This window comes from Deltaproteobacteria bacterium (genome assembly GCA_016208165.1).
Classification (GTDB): domain Bacteria; phylum Desulfobacterota; class Desulfarculia; order JACQYL01; family JACQYL01; genus JACQYL01.
The window spans coordinates 1-18,381 of record JACQYL010000101.1; the positions used below are offsets into that span (position 1 = coordinate 1).

The 18,381-nt window shown below is 55.9% G+C and carries 15 protein-coding genes; 12 read left to right on the forward strand and 3 right to left on the reverse strand.

Going from position 1 to position 18,381, the window contains the following annotated elements:
• Positions 1-496 precede the first annotated feature (496 nt).
• A complete protein-coding gene (locus tag HY788_19060; protein MBI4776249.1) occupies positions 497-1,648 on the reverse strand; it encodes a (Fe-S)-binding protein in 1,152 nt (383 codons plus the stop codon).
• Between the two features lie 371 nt (positions 1,649-2,019).
• Between HY788_19060 and HY788_19065 the strand changes: the two genes are divergently transcribed.
• Entirely contained in the window at positions 2,020-2,715 is a 696-nt protein-coding gene (locus HY788_19065) for a lipid-binding SYLF domain-containing protein (GenBank protein ID MBI4776250.1), read from the forward strand.
• A 92-nt stretch (positions 2,716-2,807) separates the two neighbouring features.
• Here the strand turns inward: HY788_19065 and HY788_19070 are convergent, their stop codons facing one another.
• Positions 2,808-3,944, reverse strand: coding sequence for an amidohydrolase (locus tag HY788_19070; protein ID MBI4776251.1), 1,137 nt, complete (start codon positions 3,942-3,944; stop codon positions 2,808-2,810).
• Between the two features lie 121 nt (positions 3,945-4,065).
• Between HY788_19070 and HY788_19075 the strand changes: the two genes are divergently transcribed.
• The 4 genes from HY788_19075 to efp are packed head-to-tail and all read left to right on the forward strand — an operon-like array spanning position 4,066 to position 6,866.
• Positions 4,066-5,220: an NAD(P)/FAD-dependent oxidoreductase gene (locus tag HY788_19075; GenBank protein MBI4776252.1), complete on the forward strand. Its 1,155-nt coding sequence runs from the start codon at positions 4,066-4,068 to the stop codon at positions 5,218-5,220.
• Complete coding sequence (locus HY788_19080; protein MBI4776253.1) at positions 5,208-5,558, forward strand: septum formation initiator family protein; 351 nt, start codon at positions 5,208-5,210, stop codon at positions 5,556-5,558. Before HY788_19075 ends, HY788_19080 begins: the two co-directional genes overlap by 13 nt.
• Positions 5,559-5,598: 40 nt before the next feature.
• The gene (locus HY788_19085) at positions 5,599-6,267 is read left to right on the forward strand and encodes a hypothetical protein (protein ID MBI4776254.1); all 669 of its coding nucleotides are present in this window, start codon (positions 5,599-5,601) and stop codon (positions 6,265-6,267) included.
• Positions 6,268-6,302: 35 nt separating this feature from the next.
• Positions 6,303-6,866, forward strand: coding sequence for an elongation factor P (efp, locus tag HY788_19090; protein ID MBI4776255.1), 564 nt, complete (start codon positions 6,303-6,305; stop codon positions 6,864-6,866).
• A gap of 18 nt (positions 6,867-6,884) precedes the next feature.
• Here the strand turns inward: efp and HY788_19095 are convergent, their stop codons facing one another.
• Entirely contained in the window at positions 6,885-7,724 is an 840-nt protein-coding gene (locus HY788_19095) for a tetratricopeptide repeat protein (GenBank protein ID MBI4776256.1), read from the reverse strand.
• 792 nt (positions 7,725-8,516) lie between these two features.
• Here HY788_19095 and HY788_19100 point away from each other — a divergent pair.
• The 7 genes from HY788_19100 to glnD all read left to right on the forward strand — a co-directional run.
• Positions 8,517-9,554 (forward strand): HD domain-containing protein, encoded by a 1,038-nt coding sequence (locus HY788_19100; GenBank protein MBI4776257.1) that lies wholly within the window; start codon positions 8,517-8,519, stop codon positions 9,552-9,554.
• 323 nt (positions 9,555-9,877) lie between these two features.
• Positions 9,878-11,023 (forward strand): alanine racemase, encoded by a 1,146-nt coding sequence (gene alr / locus HY788_19105; GenBank protein ID MBI4776258.1) that lies wholly within the window; start codon positions 9,878-9,880, stop codon positions 11,021-11,023.
• A 297-nt stretch (positions 11,024-11,320) separates the two neighbouring features.
• Entirely contained in the window at positions 11,321-12,991 is a 1,671-nt protein-coding gene (locus tag HY788_19110) for an arginine--tRNA ligase (protein MBI4776259.1), read from the forward strand.
• 9 nt (positions 12,992-13,000) lie between these two features.
• Positions 13,001-13,570, forward strand: coding sequence for an SPOR domain-containing protein (locus HY788_19115; GenBank protein ID MBI4776260.1), 570 nt, complete (start codon positions 13,001-13,003; stop codon positions 13,568-13,570).
• Positions 13,571-13,961: 391 nt separating this feature from the next.
• Positions 13,962-15,179, forward strand: coding sequence for an ammonium transporter (locus HY788_19120; GenBank protein ID MBI4776261.1), 1,218 nt, complete (start codon positions 13,962-13,964; stop codon positions 15,177-15,179).
• Between the two features lie 59 nt (positions 15,180-15,238).
• Positions 15,239-15,577, forward strand: coding sequence for a P-II family nitrogen regulator (locus HY788_19125; protein MBI4776262.1), 339 nt, complete (start codon positions 15,239-15,241; stop codon positions 15,575-15,577).
• A gap of 262 nt (positions 15,578-15,839) precedes the next feature.
• Positions 15,840-18,381 (forward strand): [protein-PII] uridylyltransferase (glnD, locus tag HY788_19130; protein ID MBI4776263.1); only part of this gene is annotated, 2,542 nt, incomplete at its 3' end.

Here is an 18,381-nt window from a genome sequence, read left to right on the forward strand (position 1 = left end):
CAACTAATGTGCCACGTAATTTGAGCGGACCCGAGCGCCGGCTACGTGCTTATTCTAAGCCGCACTCCTCGCATCGAGGAAGCCTTCCGCCCTCTCCGACTCTCGCATGTCAGGCGGGAGACGGCGTGCCTATTACGGCAACCTTGGAAATCCCACTTCCGAAAGTTCCCTTCATTCCTGTTGAAATGGAAAGTACAACTTGTCACTCTTCAGTTTCAGTTTTGTACTGTCAGGCAGAAGATGGAAACGGAAGTCCGTCGCCCGGTTACCCTGCTAAAGTCAGGTGTTGCAACGTCCCGTGCTGCCCATGCAACCGGGCTGTCGCTGATCCGCTACAGTCCGATGGAGCACGCGATCCGACTCAGTAAGGTGCGAGGAGAGTTTAACGGACCGTTCGCCCAACCGGAATCCGACGCACCCGTCTGTTCGAGCCTCCTCGCACCCCATCATGAAACCTGTACAACGCCGCGCTTTGGGAGACCGGGACCCGGCGACATCAGATGCCTATGGAAGCGCCCAACAGTTCACTGATATCCAGAACCTCGATCTCGTCTTCTTTCCCCGTGTTCTTCCGACTATCTTCGAGCATGTTTATGCAATAGGGACAGGCCGTGGCCAGTATCTGAGCGCCGGACTCCAGGGCCTCATGGATGCGCAGGTCCGAAAAACGCTGTTCCGGCGCGGTCTCCATCCATAGACGACCTCCACCGGCGCCACAGCAAAGACTGTTGCGTCTGTTACGTTTCAATTCAACGAGTTCCGCGCCGGGAATGGCCTCAATGATGCTTCGGGGTGCATCGTAGATGTCGCTGTGACGACCCAGATAACAGGGATCGTGAAAGGCAATTTTTTTCTCGATGGCCTTTTCCGGTTTGATGGCTCCCGATTCGATGAGACTCGCAAGGATTTGAGAATGGTGGCTGGTTTCGAATTCGGCTCCCATTTGTGGATATTCCTTGGTATAGGTGTAGAGACAGTGGGGAGAGTTGACAATCAGTTTCTTTACACCCTTACCCTCCAGGAGTTGCGAGTTCTTCTCGACCAATTTCGCGAACAGAATCTCATCCCCGATCTTCCGCACAGATTCCCCGCAACAGCTTTCTTCATTGCCGAGTATGCCGTAGCTGACGCCGGCTTTGGTAAGAATTCCGGCCAACGCCTTCGCGATTTTCTGGGACCGTACATCGTAGGCGGATGTGCAGCAGATAGACAGAAAATACTCGGTCCCTTCCTGGAAAGACGGTATATCAAGACCCTGGGTCCACCGTATGCGTTTCTCGCGTTCCTCGGACCAGGGATTCCCCTTGCCGTGCACACTGCCGAGCACGGTCTTGAGTACCCCTGGTATTGCTCCGGCTTCAGCGATCATGCTTCGCATGGCGCGCATGACGTCAATGATTTTCACGCCTCTCGGACATCGTTGAGGGCAAAGGCCGCAAGTGGTACAGCCGTAAAGAATATCATCGGATTCGTAGCCTTCGAGACCGAGTTGTCCCATACGAATCATCTGTCTGACAAAAAATTCACCGTCAACCAGCCGCCAGGGACAAGAACCGGAACACAGGCCACACTGCATGCATAGGTTCAAATCCTCTCCGCCCATGGCCACGATGGCCTCGTTCACCTCATAAAACGGTACCTGCGACATGCTGGACTCCTTTCAGCAACTTCGACGTCAGCGCCGCCCGGCGCTAAAACTGAAAAATGAATGCTCATTCATTCGTGAAACCTTTAACATTCCCTCGCCGCTGATGTCAAGCGCCGCTTGCTCGGACAGCTTACCCGCGGCTTAGCCCATGATTTCTGCGGATGTTCGGTGGATAACCCTCCAGCCGCCGGCCGGTTCTCATTATTTGACGCAGTTCCCTGATCGCTCCGGAAACATCCTTACAACAACCGGCGGAGAAAAGGAGGCCTCTATCTCGATTGCAGCCTCCAAGTCATTGACGATGATCCGGCTGATAATTAATCTGGTTGTATAAATCGAGCATTACGAGCCAATTCGAGGAGGAAACCTTCATGAAGTCATCGAGAAAATCGATCGTTTTGTTGGTGGTTGCGCTGTCTCTGCTTGTATCCATACCCTCATGGGCCCAGGAATCCACTGTTGATAAACGAGTGGAAAACGCTACCCAGGTGTTGTTGGAATTCATGCAGAGCCCGGACAAGGAAGTGCCTATGGAGCTCTTCCGGAAAAGCGCCGCCGTCGCCGTGTTTCCCCGGGTCCTCCAGGGCGCCTTTTTTGTGGGCGGCAAGTTCGGACGCGGATTGATCTCCACCTACGACGCTGAGAATCAGTCCTGGAGCGCCCCTGCCTTTTTCACCGTTGGGGGTGGAAGCATCGGGTTCCAGTTTGGCGGCGAATCGATCGATCTTATTTTGTTCATTCTAAACAAGCGAGGAATCGAAAGCTTACTTTCAGGCAAGGTCACCCTGGGGGGAGACGTTTCCGCCACAGCGGGCCCGGTAGGAAGGACCATGGCCGCTGATACGGATATTCTTCTGACAGCGGAGATCTATTCTTATTCGAGAACCAAAGGGCTGTTTGCCGGCGTATCGTTGAAGGGAGCGATTGTAGCCCCGGATAATGAGTCCAATGAGGCTTTCTACGGCACGCCACTGAACGCGAGAGACATTCTGCTGGAAAATAAGGCCCAACCGATCAAAGAGGCTGAACAGCTGGTGAAAACGCTTAAGCAGTTTTCGGGCAAGTAACGACGGCCGGTATCCGGCTTCCGGTTCTCGTGCGGCTCGCGGCTAGGCGATCTTGTGACGCCGGATTTTGTCGCCTATCCGCCGGACTTGATTCAGGATTTCTGCACAATCCAGATGAAGGACCCGCCGGGTTCTATCGATCCCACTTCGTTCTCCATTCCCAACACCCTGGCCCCGCCCAACGTTGCCATCCAAACGGTCTCCCGGGCCGAAGCGCATGTTGGATCTAAATTATGCACCTTCTGAAGCTTTGCGGAGACGTCCATTTCGGTGAACATGTCCATGTCATTGTTGCTGGCCGGACCGTCCGTTCCTAAGGAGACGGCCACACCCCTTCGAATCAGCTCGGGTATTGGAGCCACGCCGGAGGCCAGCTTCATCTCGCTCTCAGGAGTATAAGACACGCCCATGTCCCTTCTCGCGATGAGGTCCATGTCCTCGTCCGTCAACCACACGCAGTGAACACCAACGGTGCGGTGGTCCATGATTCCCAAGTTCTCGAGATGGCGCACGGGTGTGCATCCGAACCGTTCTTCTATCTGCTTGATTTCGTCCCGCGTTTCGGAAAGATGGATGAACAGAAGCGCCTCGTGTTCATTTGCCGCCGCTTTGGCCCGGCTCAGCGTTTCCGGCGAACATGTGTACGTGGAGTGAGCGAAAATGCCGCATCTGACGCGACTGTTTCGATTGCCCCACTCGCGAATCAGTTGAACGGCCCGGCGGACGTTTTCGCTTGGATCGGGCACGCCGGGAGCGGGAAAATCGACCACCCCTTGGCAGACGACGGCCCGCAGACCGGAATCGAGGACCGCCTGAGCCACATTCTCTTCGAAAAAGTAACCGTCGGCAAACGTGGTGGTCCCGGAAAGCATCATCTCAAGACAGGACAGCATAGAGCCCCAATAAGCCAGCCCACTGTCGACGAACAAGCCTTCCGCCGGGAAGATGTGTTTTTCGAGCCACTCCATCAGCGGCAGATCATCCGAAAGCCCTCGAAAGCAGGACATTGGCGAATGAGTATGGGTGTTCACCAGCCCCGGCATCACAAGTTTGCCTTTCGCATCGATCACTTTGCGAGCAGGAAGATCCCCCGCCTCTGAAGTCACGCCGTGGATCGAACCATTGTGAACCGACACGGTTCCCCTCTCTAGAATCTCCCCGGCCGTTGACATGGTCAGAACGGTCCCATTCACGATTTTGAGGTCCACGAGACTGGATGCGTCTTCCACTTTGTCCGACCTGTGCCCTGAATGACCTTGAATGATTTAGAATAATTGTGTTAATTATTAGAGGATTGAGCTTTCTAGCATAAACGGCTCCGAATAACAAGTGGAAGGCCACGAAACGTCCGTGAACGAAATGTACGATGTCGTTGTTGTCGGTTTGGGCCCGGCGGGATCGGTCTTATCCAAGATATTGGCCGAAAACGGACTCAAGGTTTTGGCGTTGGAGAGAAAGGTCCACCCACGTGTGAAGCCTTGCGCCGGATGCATCTCGCAACGAATCGATCAAATTTTTGACTTGTCGGCCCTTGACGTGGTCGAAGGATCCATATACGGCGCCACTCTCTCCTACCTGGGCAAGGAGCCCGTCACCCAGTACAGCACAAAAACATTGGCCTACATGGTCAGGAGGGAACGGTTCGACCAGAAACTCATGCAGGAAGCGGAATCCGCCGGGGCTGAAATCGTTCAGAACGTTCCTGTGAAAAGAGTGACTCGCGACAATGGACTGATTGAGGTGCATTCCGCCGCCGGTACCGTGCGGGCCCCAATGGTGGCTGGAGCGGATGGTTCGCTCAGTGTGGTGCGGCGATGTTTGATGCCGAACAATGAGTGGTGGCAATACGCGACCCTGGAACGGCGCATCGACAACGGAGATGTGGCGCTGTCCATACGTGATCGCGTGCATATTGACCTGGGATGGGTGACGTTCGGTTACGGATGGATTTTTCCTCACGCGAACGCCGTGTCCGCCGGGCTTGCCGTTCTTCTGGAGAAGAAACGTACGCTAAGAAAGTGTTTTTCCGCCTTTCTTCGAACCATGGGGCTTGAATCGACGGCGTCACAGAGTAACGAGAAGACCCTCGCCCACCCTATTGTCAGCTTTGCGAGAAGCAGACCCACGGTGGCCGTTCCGGGAGCCATACTTCTGGGAGACGCCGCGGGGTTGACGGATCCGCTAACCGGAGAAGGCATTTACTTTGCCGTGTACAGTGCTCAACTGGCCGCCACCGCAATTCTCGACGTGTTTCGAGGAAAGCCCGACGCTTTATCTCAATACGAGCGTCGGATGGACGAAGAATTCTACAGCGAGTTTCGCCAGGCGGCCTGGGCCACCCGATGGATTTATCGCTTTCCCAAATACTTCGTGCACAAGGTGAGACGCAATCCGGAAATCATGGATGTGTTTTTTCGAATCTTGCGGGGAGAGGAGAGCTACCGTCGCGTCTCCTCCGAACTCAAGAGGCATTTCTTGAGGAGGATTTGGTTTTGGCGAAGGTAACCTCCTTTCTCCGAAGTTTTTTTGCCCTGGGAATCCTGGCCGCCATCCTCGGCTGGGTGCTCCTCTATGGGGACAGAGGTTTTATCAACTACTTGAACTTGCACAATGAGAAGGAACGCCTTATCCTCCTCAAACAGGAACTTCGCCAGAAAAATCGGGAATTGCTCAAGGGGGTCAAAGGGCTACGAAACGATCTGAAGTACATTGAAAGAACGGCCCGACACGAACTGGGAATGGTTCGCGAAGGCGAAATCGTTTATCGATTCAAGAAACCGCTGTCCTCCGATGAGGTCCGCCACCCGGACACATATCCCAAATCCCTCCATGCCGCCAAATAGATCGAACCATGCGGGAACCCGGGGAGCATAAGACGTAGGTATGTCCAAAGAATTGCCAAAGTGGGTGGAGGAACTCCCGAGACATGCTCGATCTCCTTCCCTTTATATCGCCGTCTCCAGACTGCTGCTGGAACGGGGTCTCGGCGCCGAGGCCCGGGAAGTGCTGAACGAAGGCTTTCGAGAATTCCCGGAGAGTCCCGATCTGGCGCTGGCAAGGGGCGGTTTGCTGCTGGATTCCGGCCGGGCGGCCGAGGCTATGGAACAGTTCGGTGTGGTGGCCAAACAGATTCGCCACTACATGAACGCCTTCGAACGGATGGCCAGAATTTTCAAACAGCGGGGCGAGAATGAACGGGCCGTTCTGGCTTACAAGGTCTTTCTGGCGCACAAAGCCTTTATGACCCACGCCTTTGGAAGGGAAACGGGCGGAAAAGAGACGGGAGCTCCCGACCCGGCCCCAATAAAGACGGGCGTCATCGAGGGCACCGAAACCGAGACAATGGCCGACCTGTACCTTCAACAGGGCCAACTGGTACAGGCCGAAAGCATTTATCAACACTTGAGTGAAAAATTTCCCGAAAATAGTCAATACAGGGGCAAACTCAAGGAAATACGAACCCTAAAAGAAAAAGAACTGGAAAAACAGAAAAAATCACTGGATGTCATGGTTCGGATTCTCGACGGAATTCAACCTCGATCCAGCTCGTGAGGGACCGCAGGTTTTTTTGAAGGGAGGAGTGTCGAGTGTTTACAACCGCCGATTTTCGAAAGGGGCTTAAAATTGAATTTGACGGCAAGCCCTTTGTCATTGTGGATTTCCTGCACGTAAAGCCTGGAAAAGGCGGCGCCTTCGTTCGCACAAAGATCAAGAACATGGATACCGGTCAGGTGCTGGAAAAGACGTTTCGCGCCGGTGAGAAAGTGCCCAAGCCCGATCTGCAGGAAAGAAACATGCAATACCTTTACAAGGACAACGATCAGTTCTGCATGATGGACAATGAAACGTTCGAGCAGATCTTCCTGAGCGTTGAACAGGCCAGAGACGCTGCGCTGTATATGAAGGAAAATGTAAGCGTGGGTGTGGTCTTCTTCAAAGGCGCTCCCATCGCCATCGAGCTGCCGAACTTTGTGGAACTGCTGGTGGCGGAGACCGAACCCGGAGTACGGGGGGACACGGCGAGCGGCGGCGGCAAACCGGCCACCCTGGAAACAGGAGCGGTTGTTCAGGTGCCGCTCTTTATCGAGGAGGGAGATCTCGTCAAAGTAGATACGCGTAAGGGGGAGTATATCGAACGTGTAAAATCGTGATGCCGCGGACGTGTTTCTTTAGTTCTCCGGCAGTTTACTCTTTATCCTTTTGAGCAGACTCTCCGCTTCGGGGAAGCTGACGTTCTCGAGTTTGCGTTTCAATTTTACAGCCCGGTCGAGCAGTTTCACCGCCAGCGGAGCGTCGCCCAGTTTTACACACGTGATGGCCAGATTGTAGTAAAGATGAGGATCGTAGGGATTGACCCTGATCGCTCTCTTGTACGATTCGGCGGCGCAATCGTACATGGACATCTGCCGCAGATTGATCCCGTACTCGTTGAACAGGTGTTTGTGCTCCTCCAAATAGAGTTCGGGATTCTCGGATAGTTCGTCGAAAATCTCCTTGGCTTCCTCGTATCTTTCCATTTTGAACAGCGTCTTTCCCTTTCCGAGGTTGGCTTCGACACTGTGTTTGTCGATTTTCAAGGCGTTGTCGTATTCGTACTCGGCGCTGTGATACTCACCTTGCTCGAGATGGCGTTCCGCTATCTTCACATGGGACCTGAGCATGTTTACTCTGTCGAGTATTTTGGGCAGCTCTTCCAGGTTTTCACTGATCAGGCGCATCTTGTACACTTCGGAAGGTCTTAACCGGTCGAACATCTGCAGTGGCTTGCCCGTATAGTCCACGACCTGGGCGCTAAACAGGCCAAACTCATCCGGCTCGAGTTCCTTGAAATAGTAATCAATGATCTGAATTTTACGTTTCGCCGTGGAGCCGGTCCCTATGGTGGTCCATGAGGTGTGACGATATACGCCCGGGCTCATGGCCCTCACCCTGTCCATGACTTCCATGTCCTCCGGGGCAAGTTCTACGCTTGACTCCTCGAGTGTTTTGTCCTTCTTATTTTTGGTCATAGTTGGATATTCCCCACGGATCTCTTCTTGTTGCAGGCCCGTGAGGGGGAATCCGCGTCGCGTCATCCTTCCTCACGGCCTTGACGTTTTGACTCGCAAAAATGAAGGACGAGTCCCGCGCGGCCAAAAAGCTCTTCAGCGCTTGAATTGACACGCGTTCTTAACGCCCCGGTCCCAACATATCGAATACGGATGCTTTCCGCTCCGGAGTCCCTGAGATTATATCCCAGCACGTTTCTCTTTTGAACAATAAAAGTGTAGCTGTTTTCCTGATGATACAGCGGTCGGCTGACCGGTCTGATTGCGGCGGAGCAGATGGGACATCAACATGCGGGCGTCCGGCGTCACCTGACCATGGTTGCGGATGCTTGGAGACTTTAAGATATTCGGAGACGCAGACATAAGCCTCATTTTCCGTTGAAATATTCCTAAAGTTTGTCGGGGGTGGCGCCGATATAGAGGAGGGCGAGTTTTAGCAGGCTGAAGCGTCTATCGAAGGATACACGCAACGGTGTTTTTCGAGTTTCGGAGGGAATCGGCATGGGGTATGACGTGTCGGGCGCTGAATAGAATCAACGTTCCCGACCGGTGACATTGGTCCAATAAAGCCGGCCCAATTCCCATTGCGCCTTTGTTTAGCGTGTGTTGACGGCACTCGCTCCGCGCTTGGTGATTTGAGCACAGGTCATGGGCCCCAGTCCGTCGCATCTCCGGGCCTGAAGGCGCCGGGCCCGAGTTCCACTCACGATAAGACCGTTCCCGAGCTGTATCATTTCAGAATTCACGAGGTGGATGTTGGAAAACTTTGTCCCCGTTCAGCCGAGCCTGATCAACGCCTACAAGGACTTCCCAGTGTTCATCATTCACCCTGACACCGGTAGCCTGGTCCGGTTTTTGCCCAGAAGCGGCGCCTATTCGGATACCGCCATCCGCCGGCTGTTGGAGAACGGAATCAAGGTTTTCGTCACCCTTCTGAATGAGCATGAACACCGGGAAAAATTCGAGCAAAGCCTGCTGCTAAGCCTGGCAGGCCCCTTCGACGAGCAAAAAGCAGCCATCGTGCGGGATTTCACTCTCATGCTGGTGCACGAGAGTTTGACCCGCCAGGAACTCGCGGATGAGTCGCAGGACGGTTTCTCGGATAACCTCCTCAAACTGCAAGAACTTGCCGAATACTACGTGGCGCTGCTGGATCTGGACAGCGGTGAAGACATCCTCCGCCTGATGCACCGGGTTATGTCCAAAGATCTCACTACGGCCACGCATTCCGTGAATGTCATGATCCTCACTCTCAGGTATCTCGAGAAAGAACGCAAAGAAGGCCGAAGCGAATGGCTCCAGTGCGTAACGCCTTCCGAAGACCGTTCCACGACCTCGGCGGCCGAACGCTATGCCCTCAAGCAATGGGCCCTGTCTGCTTTATTGCACGACATCGGAAAAGTGATGGTCCCGGATCAGATCCTCAAGGCCAGAAGAAGGCTCTCCTCTCTGGAATACAGCACCATGAAAATGCACGTCGAGCACGGCTGGAGAATCATCAATCGGGCGGTCCCGCAGTTCTCGAGTCAGAGAGTGATCGTACGAGGGATCCTCGATCACCACGAACGCATGGACGGCACCGGATATCCGCTGCAGCTCACCGACGTCAGCCTTCCGGGACAGGTCATAGGCATACTGGATTGCTATGAGGCCCTCACAACGGATAAACGCCCATACCGGTCCGCCGCTTCGCCTTCGGATGCCCTGAGGATTCTGAAAGAGGACACGCTGAGCGCCAAATTCCAACCGGATGTGTACATGAAGCTCGTCCGTCTGGTGGCGGACGCGTGAAATAGTTCCCCTTGGGGGGATCCGGCGGGCAACCCCTTTTCCATACAACCCCTATCTCTCGAAGATCCCTTCTGCCTCAGGTCCGGCCCAATTGCGGGCTTCCCAAAGAACTACCGAGAAACCAAGGCGCCTTATTCCCGCCGAGAATCCTCCTTCGACGCGACGCGGCCCTCCAACCCGAAAGAAATCCCCGTCGCCTCTTCCAGGAAGGATGCTTTCGAGCGGTTTCCACGCCGGGTTTTGCTTTACCTTTACGTCAAAATGTGGTTATTGCTGTTCACCGATACGATACCTCTAACCTGCGGCAAACCGGAAACCTTCGAGTGGGTCATTCGTTTTCTCATAACAGAGTTGAGATCGACCTCGCGGCTATCGAGCGGAATCTCAACCAGGTTCGTTCATGCGGCCCCACGGCCCTTCGAGTGATGGCCGTGGTCAAGGCGGATGCCTATGGCCATGGAATGCTGCCCGTTTCCAGAAAACTGGCCCAACTGGGTTGCGAATACCTGGCGGTTTTCCGCTTGGAAGAAGCGGTGCGACTCAGGGAAGGAGGAATCGATCTCCCCGTGGTCGTGTTGATGGGATTTCTCGAGGATGAGCGCGAATACGGAGTCGAATGCGGTGTAATTCCCGTGCTTCACGACGTCCGGGAAATTCCCGAACTCGATGCGATCGCTCGCCGCAAGGACCGCGTTGTACACGTCCACCTGAAGATCGATACCGGCATGGGACGCATGGGTTTACCCGAACATCAGGCTGAACTCGCCCTCGATCTCCTCCGCTCCTGCGGGGGCCTGAAACTCGACGGGCTTCTGACGCATTTGTCCGCGGCAGAAGACCCCCGGGAAGAAGCGTACACCCTGGAGCAGGTAAAGAAATTCAGACAGTTCCTCGATCTGGCGCATAAGATGGGGCATCGTCCCGCAAACAACCAGGTTTCCAACAGTGCGGCATGCATATACCGATGGAACACCGGATCCGACTTGGTGCGGACCGGCCTGGCCCTATATGGGACAACCCCGTCCCCTGAACTCGGCAGGCGAATTGCCTTGAAACCGGTCATGTCCTTCCATTCCAATGTTGTTCAGGTAAAACAGGCACCCGCCGGAACGAGCATTTCCTACGGACGGACCTTCATCACGGACCGGCCCACCACCCTCGCCGCCGTGCCGGTGGGATATGCGGATGGATATGTTCGCCGGTTTTCCAACCGCTCCGAGGTGCTGATCCGGGGACAACGGGCCCCTGTGCGGGGCCGTGTGTGCATGAACGTCACGGTGGTGGACGTCACTTCCATCCAAGGCGTCCGGGAGGGCGATCCGGTGGTGCTTCTCGGACGACAGGGAGACGAGATCATCACAGCGGAAGAACTGGCCAACCACGCAGACACGATATCGTATGAAATATTTACCGCTATTGGTGGACAAAATCCAAGGATCTATATAGATAGCGCCCCATCCATAAAATGAAACGTGGGCGCTATTCGGTTTCCGGATCAGAAATGTGTCATTTTTTATAAGTTCAAGGAAATCAAACGATTCCGCGGAGGCGTACGACGGGTACGTCGCACAAGGAATCGCGCGGATTGACGCCGAAATCGTGAAAAAGGGCCATTTCCGGATGGAAACTAGATAACAGCTTTCCCGGGAGCGTGACCCGGCGCCCCGGATGAACCCTTAGCGCCGAATCCGGCAAGCAGGCGGGTTCCGAACCGGAATCCGGGCAAGCCTCCCGGCTGATACACCATCGAAATCGTTAGGAGAAAAATGGTTTTAAAGGACGAACTTAAACAGCTTCTGGACAAGACCCTGCTGCGCCTGATCGCGTCCGGGGCGCTCAAACCGACGGAAATACCCAATTACAAGATCGAAACCCCCAAGTCGGATCAACATGGGGACCTGGCCACCAATCTGGCCATGGTGCTGGCCTCGTCTCAGAAGTCCTCACCTCGAAACATTGCTCAGGCCGTTCTGGACGGCTTTGAAGACGCCGGAGGACTCGTGGAGAATTCCGAGATCGCCGGACCGGGTTTCATCAATTTCACCATCGCCGACGCCCGATGGCGTGAAATCATCCGCACCGTGGAAGAGGAAGGAGACCGTTTCGGATCGAGCGACCTGGGGCGCGGCAAGAAGGTGCAGGTGGAATTTGTCAGCGCCAATCCCACCGGTCCCCTGCACGTGGGTCATGGAAGGGGCGCCGCCCTGGGCGACGTTCTCGCCAACCTGCTGAAAGCCACGGGGCACGACGTCCAGCGCGAGTACTATATCAATGACGCCGGAACCCAGATGGAGACCCTGGGACGCTCCGTCTTGCTCCGCATGAAGCAGCAGGCCGGCCTGAAGATCGACTATCCGGAGAAATGTTATCAGGGCGATTACATCGGCGAGATCGCCCGCGAGTTTAGCTCGAAGCGTCCTCTGACTTCGTTCTCCACGGACGAGGAAGCCGTTGCCGCCTGTTTCGCGTATGCCGCGGACAAAATCCTGCAAGGCATACAGGACGATCTTAAGGATTTCGGCGTGGTGTTCGACCGGTGGTTCAGCGAGAAAACACTGAAATCGGAAAACCGTCTCGAGGAGATATTCGAGGAACTCGCCAAGAAAGATCTGACTTACCAGCATGAGGGGGCTCTCTGGTTCCGATCGAGCCGCTTCGGAGACGAAAAGGACCGGGTGCTCGTGCGCAGCTCCGGAGAAGTGACCTATTTTGCCTCGGACGTGGCCTACCACTGGGACAAGGTCAAACGGGGCTTCGAGATGATGGTCGATATATGGGGAGCGGATCACCACGGTTACGTGCCCCGGATCAAAGCCGTGATGGAAGCTTTGGAGCCCAACGGATCGGAGCGGCTTCAGGTGATTCTCGTGCAACTGGTGAACCTGCTGCGAGGCGGCCGGCCGGTTTCCATGAGCACCCGGGCCGGCACGTTCGTCACCCTCCGGGAAGTCATGGATGAAGTCGGCCCGGATGCGGCCCGTTTCATCTTCCTCACGCGCCGCGGTGACAGCGCCCTGGATTTCGACCTCGAGGTGGCCAAAGCGCAAACCAACGACAACCCCGTGTTCTACGTGCAATACGCCCACGCCCGCATTTGCAGCGTGCTGGCCATGGCCGGGGAACGGGACATCGCCCTCCGGCCCCTCGATACGGTGGACCTGAACCTGCTCACCGAAAAAGAGGAGATGCAGATCATCAAGCGGATGAACGCTTTTCCCGAACTGGTTCAGACATCGGCTGCGAGTCTCGAAACCCATCGGTTGACGTACTATCTGACCGAACTGGTGAGCGACTTCCATCGCTTCTACAAGGATCATCGAATTATCGGAGACGACCCCGAACTTTCACAAGCCAGGCTACATTTCATTACTTCCATTCGTACGGTTATTCGGAACGGACTGCGCCTCCTCGGAGTCACCGCCCCTGAGCGGATGTAATCTAAACACATGGTGGGCTCTCCAAAGAACATAGGCACTTCGGTTTTCCGGCCCTCCCTGTTTCGGGTGGTGCTCTGGGTCCTGATCTTTCTCGTCTGGTCAAGTTGGATGTTCATGCTCGGCATCATGGCGGGCCAGGGAATGATCCCCGATTCCCTAAAACTGAAAAACGTGGTTGCCGCCCTGCAGGGGATCAAATCCGAGACTAAAGAGCCGCCCAAGACGGAGCATCCGGAAGATGCTGAACTGGACGACCCCAAATTCGGCTTTTTCGATGACCTGACGGCTCCTGCGAGCGCCCCGGACGACCCGCCCGCTCCGAACGAAGATAAAGCCCCCGCGGTTCGATACACGGTGCAACTGGCTTCTCTCGAGAACCAGGAGAATGCGGAGGCCTTCATCCTGCGGATCCAAAAAAAAGGCGTCTCGGGCGCTTCTCACCGGGTCGAGTCCGTTAATGGAGCCTGGTACGTGGTGCGCAGCGGTGAATTCGACTCCCTTGCGGAAGCGGAAAGTTTCGCACTGGACATCACGAGGCGGCTGAAGTTCAAGCCGTTGGTGACCAAACTCCCGGAGTGAGTTTTTCCGACCATGGCCGGGGCGAGGCTCCGAGCCCTCTTCTGGAATCTACGCCTTCATCCCTTGAATACCTTCGCCTGCATAGACTCCACCCGGCGTCTTTCCCTGGGCAGGGCCGTATGCAATACGCCGCTACCCGGCATACCACCTTCTTATGTAGGACGTTTAGCAGCCCCCGTCCTTCGATCTCCAAAATCGCGACTCAATTCTGTATCATGATACAGTTTCGTACCAGTTCTGTTCTGCGACTCCCGCACCCCCTTCTCTTCCTTTTTTAAAAAAACAGCGTAATATCAATCTACTACAAAGACATCGATGCATTGGCACTCTTATTGCCCTACTCGGCTAAAGGCGTATGCCGAACATTACCCTTTTGTAGGAGGACAAGTAAATGAATTCCGGCGACACTTCATTCATGCTTTTAGCCAGCGCATTGGTCATGTTCATGACCCCCGGTCTGGCCCTGTTCTACGGAGGACTCGTTCGAGCGAAGAACGTCCTCGCAACCATGATGCAGAGCTTCATCTGCCTGGGGCTGGTTTCCCTGGTCTGGGTCGTTTACGGTTATACTCTGGCCTTCGGACCCGACGCGGGCGGCATTATCGGAACCCTGAAGTATATTGGCCTCAGGGGCGTAACGCTGCAGCCGGGACCGTACTCGAGCACCATTCCCGATCTGCTGTTCTGTTCGTTTCAACTGATGTTCGCTGTGATCACTCCCGCCCTGATCACCGGAGCGTTCGCGGAGCGAATGAAATTTTCCGCCTTTGTATGGTTTACCATACTCTGGAGTACCCTGGTCTATTCCCCCGTGTGCCACTGGGTATGGGGAGGCGGGTGGATCGGAAAACTCGGAGCGCTGGATTTCGCAGGTGGCACCGTCATTCACATCAACTCCGGGGTGGCGGCCCTGGCCGCGGCCCTGATCATCGGCCGGCGCAAGGGATGGCGTAAGGAGCCCATACTTCCCCACAACCTGCCCACCTCCATTCTGGGCGCGGGTATTCTGTGGTTCGGATGGTTCGGATTCAACGCGGGAAGCGCCATCGCCGCCGGTGAGCTGGCCACGCTGGCTTTCTTCAACACCCAGGTGGCTTCCGGTGCGGCGGCCGTCTCGTGGATCACGGCCGAACGGTTGGCCCGCGGAAAGGCGACCACCTTGGGGGCCGTATCCGGTGCCGTGGCCGGGTTGGTGGCCATTACGCCCGCCGCGGGTTTTGTGGGCCCCATCTCCGCGGTTGTAATCGGGCTCGTAGCCGGTATAGTATGTTATATGTTCGTACTGGTGAAAGAACGAGCGGGTTACGACGACGCGCTCGACGTGGTCGCCATACACGGTTTCGGCGGCTTCTGGGGGGCCTTGGCTACGGGTCTGTTCGCGTCCACCGCAGTGAACCCGAATGCAGCCAATGGTCTTTTCTTCGGAAATCCGGGACAGTTTGTAACCCAGTTCATAGCCGCCGCAGCGGTTATGGTATACTCGTTCGTAGTTTCGGGTGTCCTTCTCAAAATCATAGACAAAACCGTGGGGCTGCGGGTACGTGAAGAAAGTGAGATGACGGGCCTCGATCTGACCGAACACAGTGAAACCGGATACACCTTCGGATAGAAGAGCGCATTCCGACATCGATCCATGCATATCCCAAGCTGGAACCAAAGGAGCGTCGAATGAAAAAAATTGAAGCTATTATCAAACCCTTCAAACTCGAAGAGGTGAAAGATGCCCTAAACCAACTCGGCGTCCAGGGCATGACCGTTTCCGAAGTCAAAGGTTTCGGACGGCAAAAAGGACACAAGGAGATTTACCGGGGCGCCGAGTACGTCGTCGAATTCGTACCCAAAGTGAAACTCGAGATCGCCGTGCCTGCCGACATGGCTGATAAGGTCGTGGAAACCATCATGACGTCCGCCAGGACCGGCAAGATCGGCGACGGCAAAATCTTCGTCACCTCTTTGGAAAGCGCAGTGCGTATACGAACCGGAGAAACGGGCCGCGAAGCCCTCTGACACAAACGGAACCGATTTCACTTAACGAGGGAAACGATAGACAGTTTCCCTCACAAACCTTTAAACGTTCCAAGCATGGCCGCCCCGCCCTCGGCGGAGCGGTCGAGGGGGTGGGAAAGGTCCGGTTCTCCCGGCTTCGCCTCCGGAAAGGTTCCGAGCCGGGGTCTGCCGGCCGGCGCCGGCAGGGAAGCGCCGGAGAATTCCTCTCCAGTGATTTCGGAATCTTCCCCCCCGTGCGTGAATGATCTTAACGAGTCCACGTATGCACGAAATCATGAACGCCCAAACCCAACCGAAAACCACATTGGACGATGCTCCCGGGAGCGGGAAATTGGCGACTTTTCCCGGCTGGCGGGAAGTGCGTTCCAGAACCCGGACGACCGACGAACGCATCGGCGATCTGTATCGCGGCAAACTCGGCGAGCGTTCCAAAGGGGTGGCCCTCCTCGCGCTGGGAGGATACGGCAGGCGCGAGCTGTGTCCTCACTCCGACATCGACCTGATGTTCCTGATCGATAAAAAGCTTTCTGAAAGCAAAGTCAGGGACGCCATTGCCGAGGTCGTTTACCCGCTCTGGGACGACAAGCTCGATATATCCTACAGCGTGAGAACGCCGAAACAGGCCCTGATCGACGCCAAAGACGATTTCCTGTTGCTGACCGCCTTGCTCGACGCCCGCCTGCTGTGCGGTGATGAAGAAAGTTACCGGGATTGGAAGGCGCGATTTAATAAAGACATCCTCGTGGGCCGCCGCAAGCAGATCGTCGAAAACCTGGTCTCGCACGGCGCCCTCAGGCACAAGCAGTGCGGAGACGATACTTACAGTCTGGAGCCGGACATCAAAGAGGGCCAGGGAGGCCTCAGAGATTACCACACCATGCTCTGGACCGCGAAGGCCCTCGCCGGCGAAACCGACGTTTCCCGCATCCGGATCGACGAAATGTTCGGGAATCGGGATCGGGCGGAACTGGAAGAAGCCATCAATTTCTTATTGTACGCGCGCTGTGTCCTGCACGCTCTGTCCAAACGCAAGAACGACCGGCTGCGTTTTGAATATCTGGGAGCTCTGGCCGACACCCTGGGTTTCAGAGGGGAATCGCTCGAGCGGACCATTGAAAGCTTCATGCTCGAGTTTCACCACCAGGTGTTCTGTATCAAGGTTCAGAACGAAGCTTTCCTCGATCGGGCCAAAGACAAGCTGAGTATTTTCAGGGACGGCGCCCGATTTCGAATCGATCCGTCTTTCGAGGTCCTGAGCGGGCGCGTGGCTTTCTCGAGCCCCGAGTCCCTACCGGCCGACCCCCATCTGATGATCGCCCTTTTCGAGCACATGGCCCGGTTCGATCGTCCCATGCATCCTACCGCCAGGGAGGTGGTCCGCAACCACTTGAACCTGGTGGAGTCATCGAGAATCTCCCCTCTCGCAAAGCGCGCGTTTCGCCGGACCGTGGCCGCAAAGGGCGCCCAGAGGGCCCTGGTGGCCATGCTGGAAACGGGCGTGCTCGGCCGGTTCCTGCCCGAGTTCGAACGGCTCAGAGGCCGCATGCAGTTTGACATATACCACACGTCCACGGTGGATTATCACAGCATTCGTACGGTTCAGGAACTCATGAACCTGGAACGCTCCCAGACCGAGGTGTTCCAGCGCATCAAGGACAAGGAGCTTCTGTTTTTTATCGCACTCCTCCACGACATCGGCAAGGGCTATGGGTCCCCGCATTCCGAAATCGGCGCGGATATGGCCTTCGATACGCTCCAAAACTTCGGGTTTTCCGAGAAGCAGGCCGAGACGGCCAGGCACATCATTCAAAAACACCTGGTACTGAGCGAAACCGCTACCCGGAGAGATATCACCGAGGAAAAGACGGTCTTCGGATTCGCGGAGAGCATCGGCAACGTGGAAGCCCTGTGCATGCTGTACCTGCTCACCATCGCCGACGCCACGGCCACCGGGCCGACGGCCCTGGGCTCCTGGAAAGAGCTGCTCATTCGCGAACTGTTTTTAAAAAGCCTGAAGATCATGGAAAAGGGCGCTCTCCGCGACCCGGGCGCGGCCGGGGAATTCGAGGAGCGTCGCGAGGCGCTTCGCGCCCAGGCCCCAAGCATTCTGGGCGATGAAACCGACGCCAGGCTGGAAGCGTTGCCTCACCAGTACGTTATGTCCTACGAGACGCCCGCCATCCTCAAACACCTCGAGATGTCCCAAAAGGTCAAAACGCCCTGCGATGTGGCCGTGCTGGTGGAGCCTAGAGGGTCGAACTTCGATGTCACCGTCTTGGCCACGGACCGGATCGGCCTGTTCGCCAAGCTCGCCGGCGTGTTTGCGCTGAACCATCTGGACATACGCGGAGCCAAGGTCTTTACCTGGCATAACCGACTGGCCGTGGACGTGTTCGAGGTGGCGCCCCCGTGGAGCGACTACGATCGGTGGGACAAGGTCATTTCGGACTTCAAACTCGCCGCGGGGGGCAAAATGGCCCTCGCAGCCGCAATATCCGGAGTCCGGCCCCCCCTCAACGGAACCCGGAAGCCGAAACTGGAAAAGAAACCCCGAGTCGTGACCGACAACAGCGCTTCGGATTTTTTTACGGTCATCGAGGTGTACGCCCCGGATCAGGTGGGGCTGCTCTATCGGATCGCCCGGGCCATCAGCGAGCTGGACTTGGACATCTTCAGGGCTCTCATCTCGAACAAGGGCGACCTGTCCGCGGACGTGTTCTATGTGTCCAATCTGCAGAAAGAGAAGATCGAAGACCCCGATCAACTGAAAGCCGTCGAGGAAGCGATACTGTACTCATTGAAGG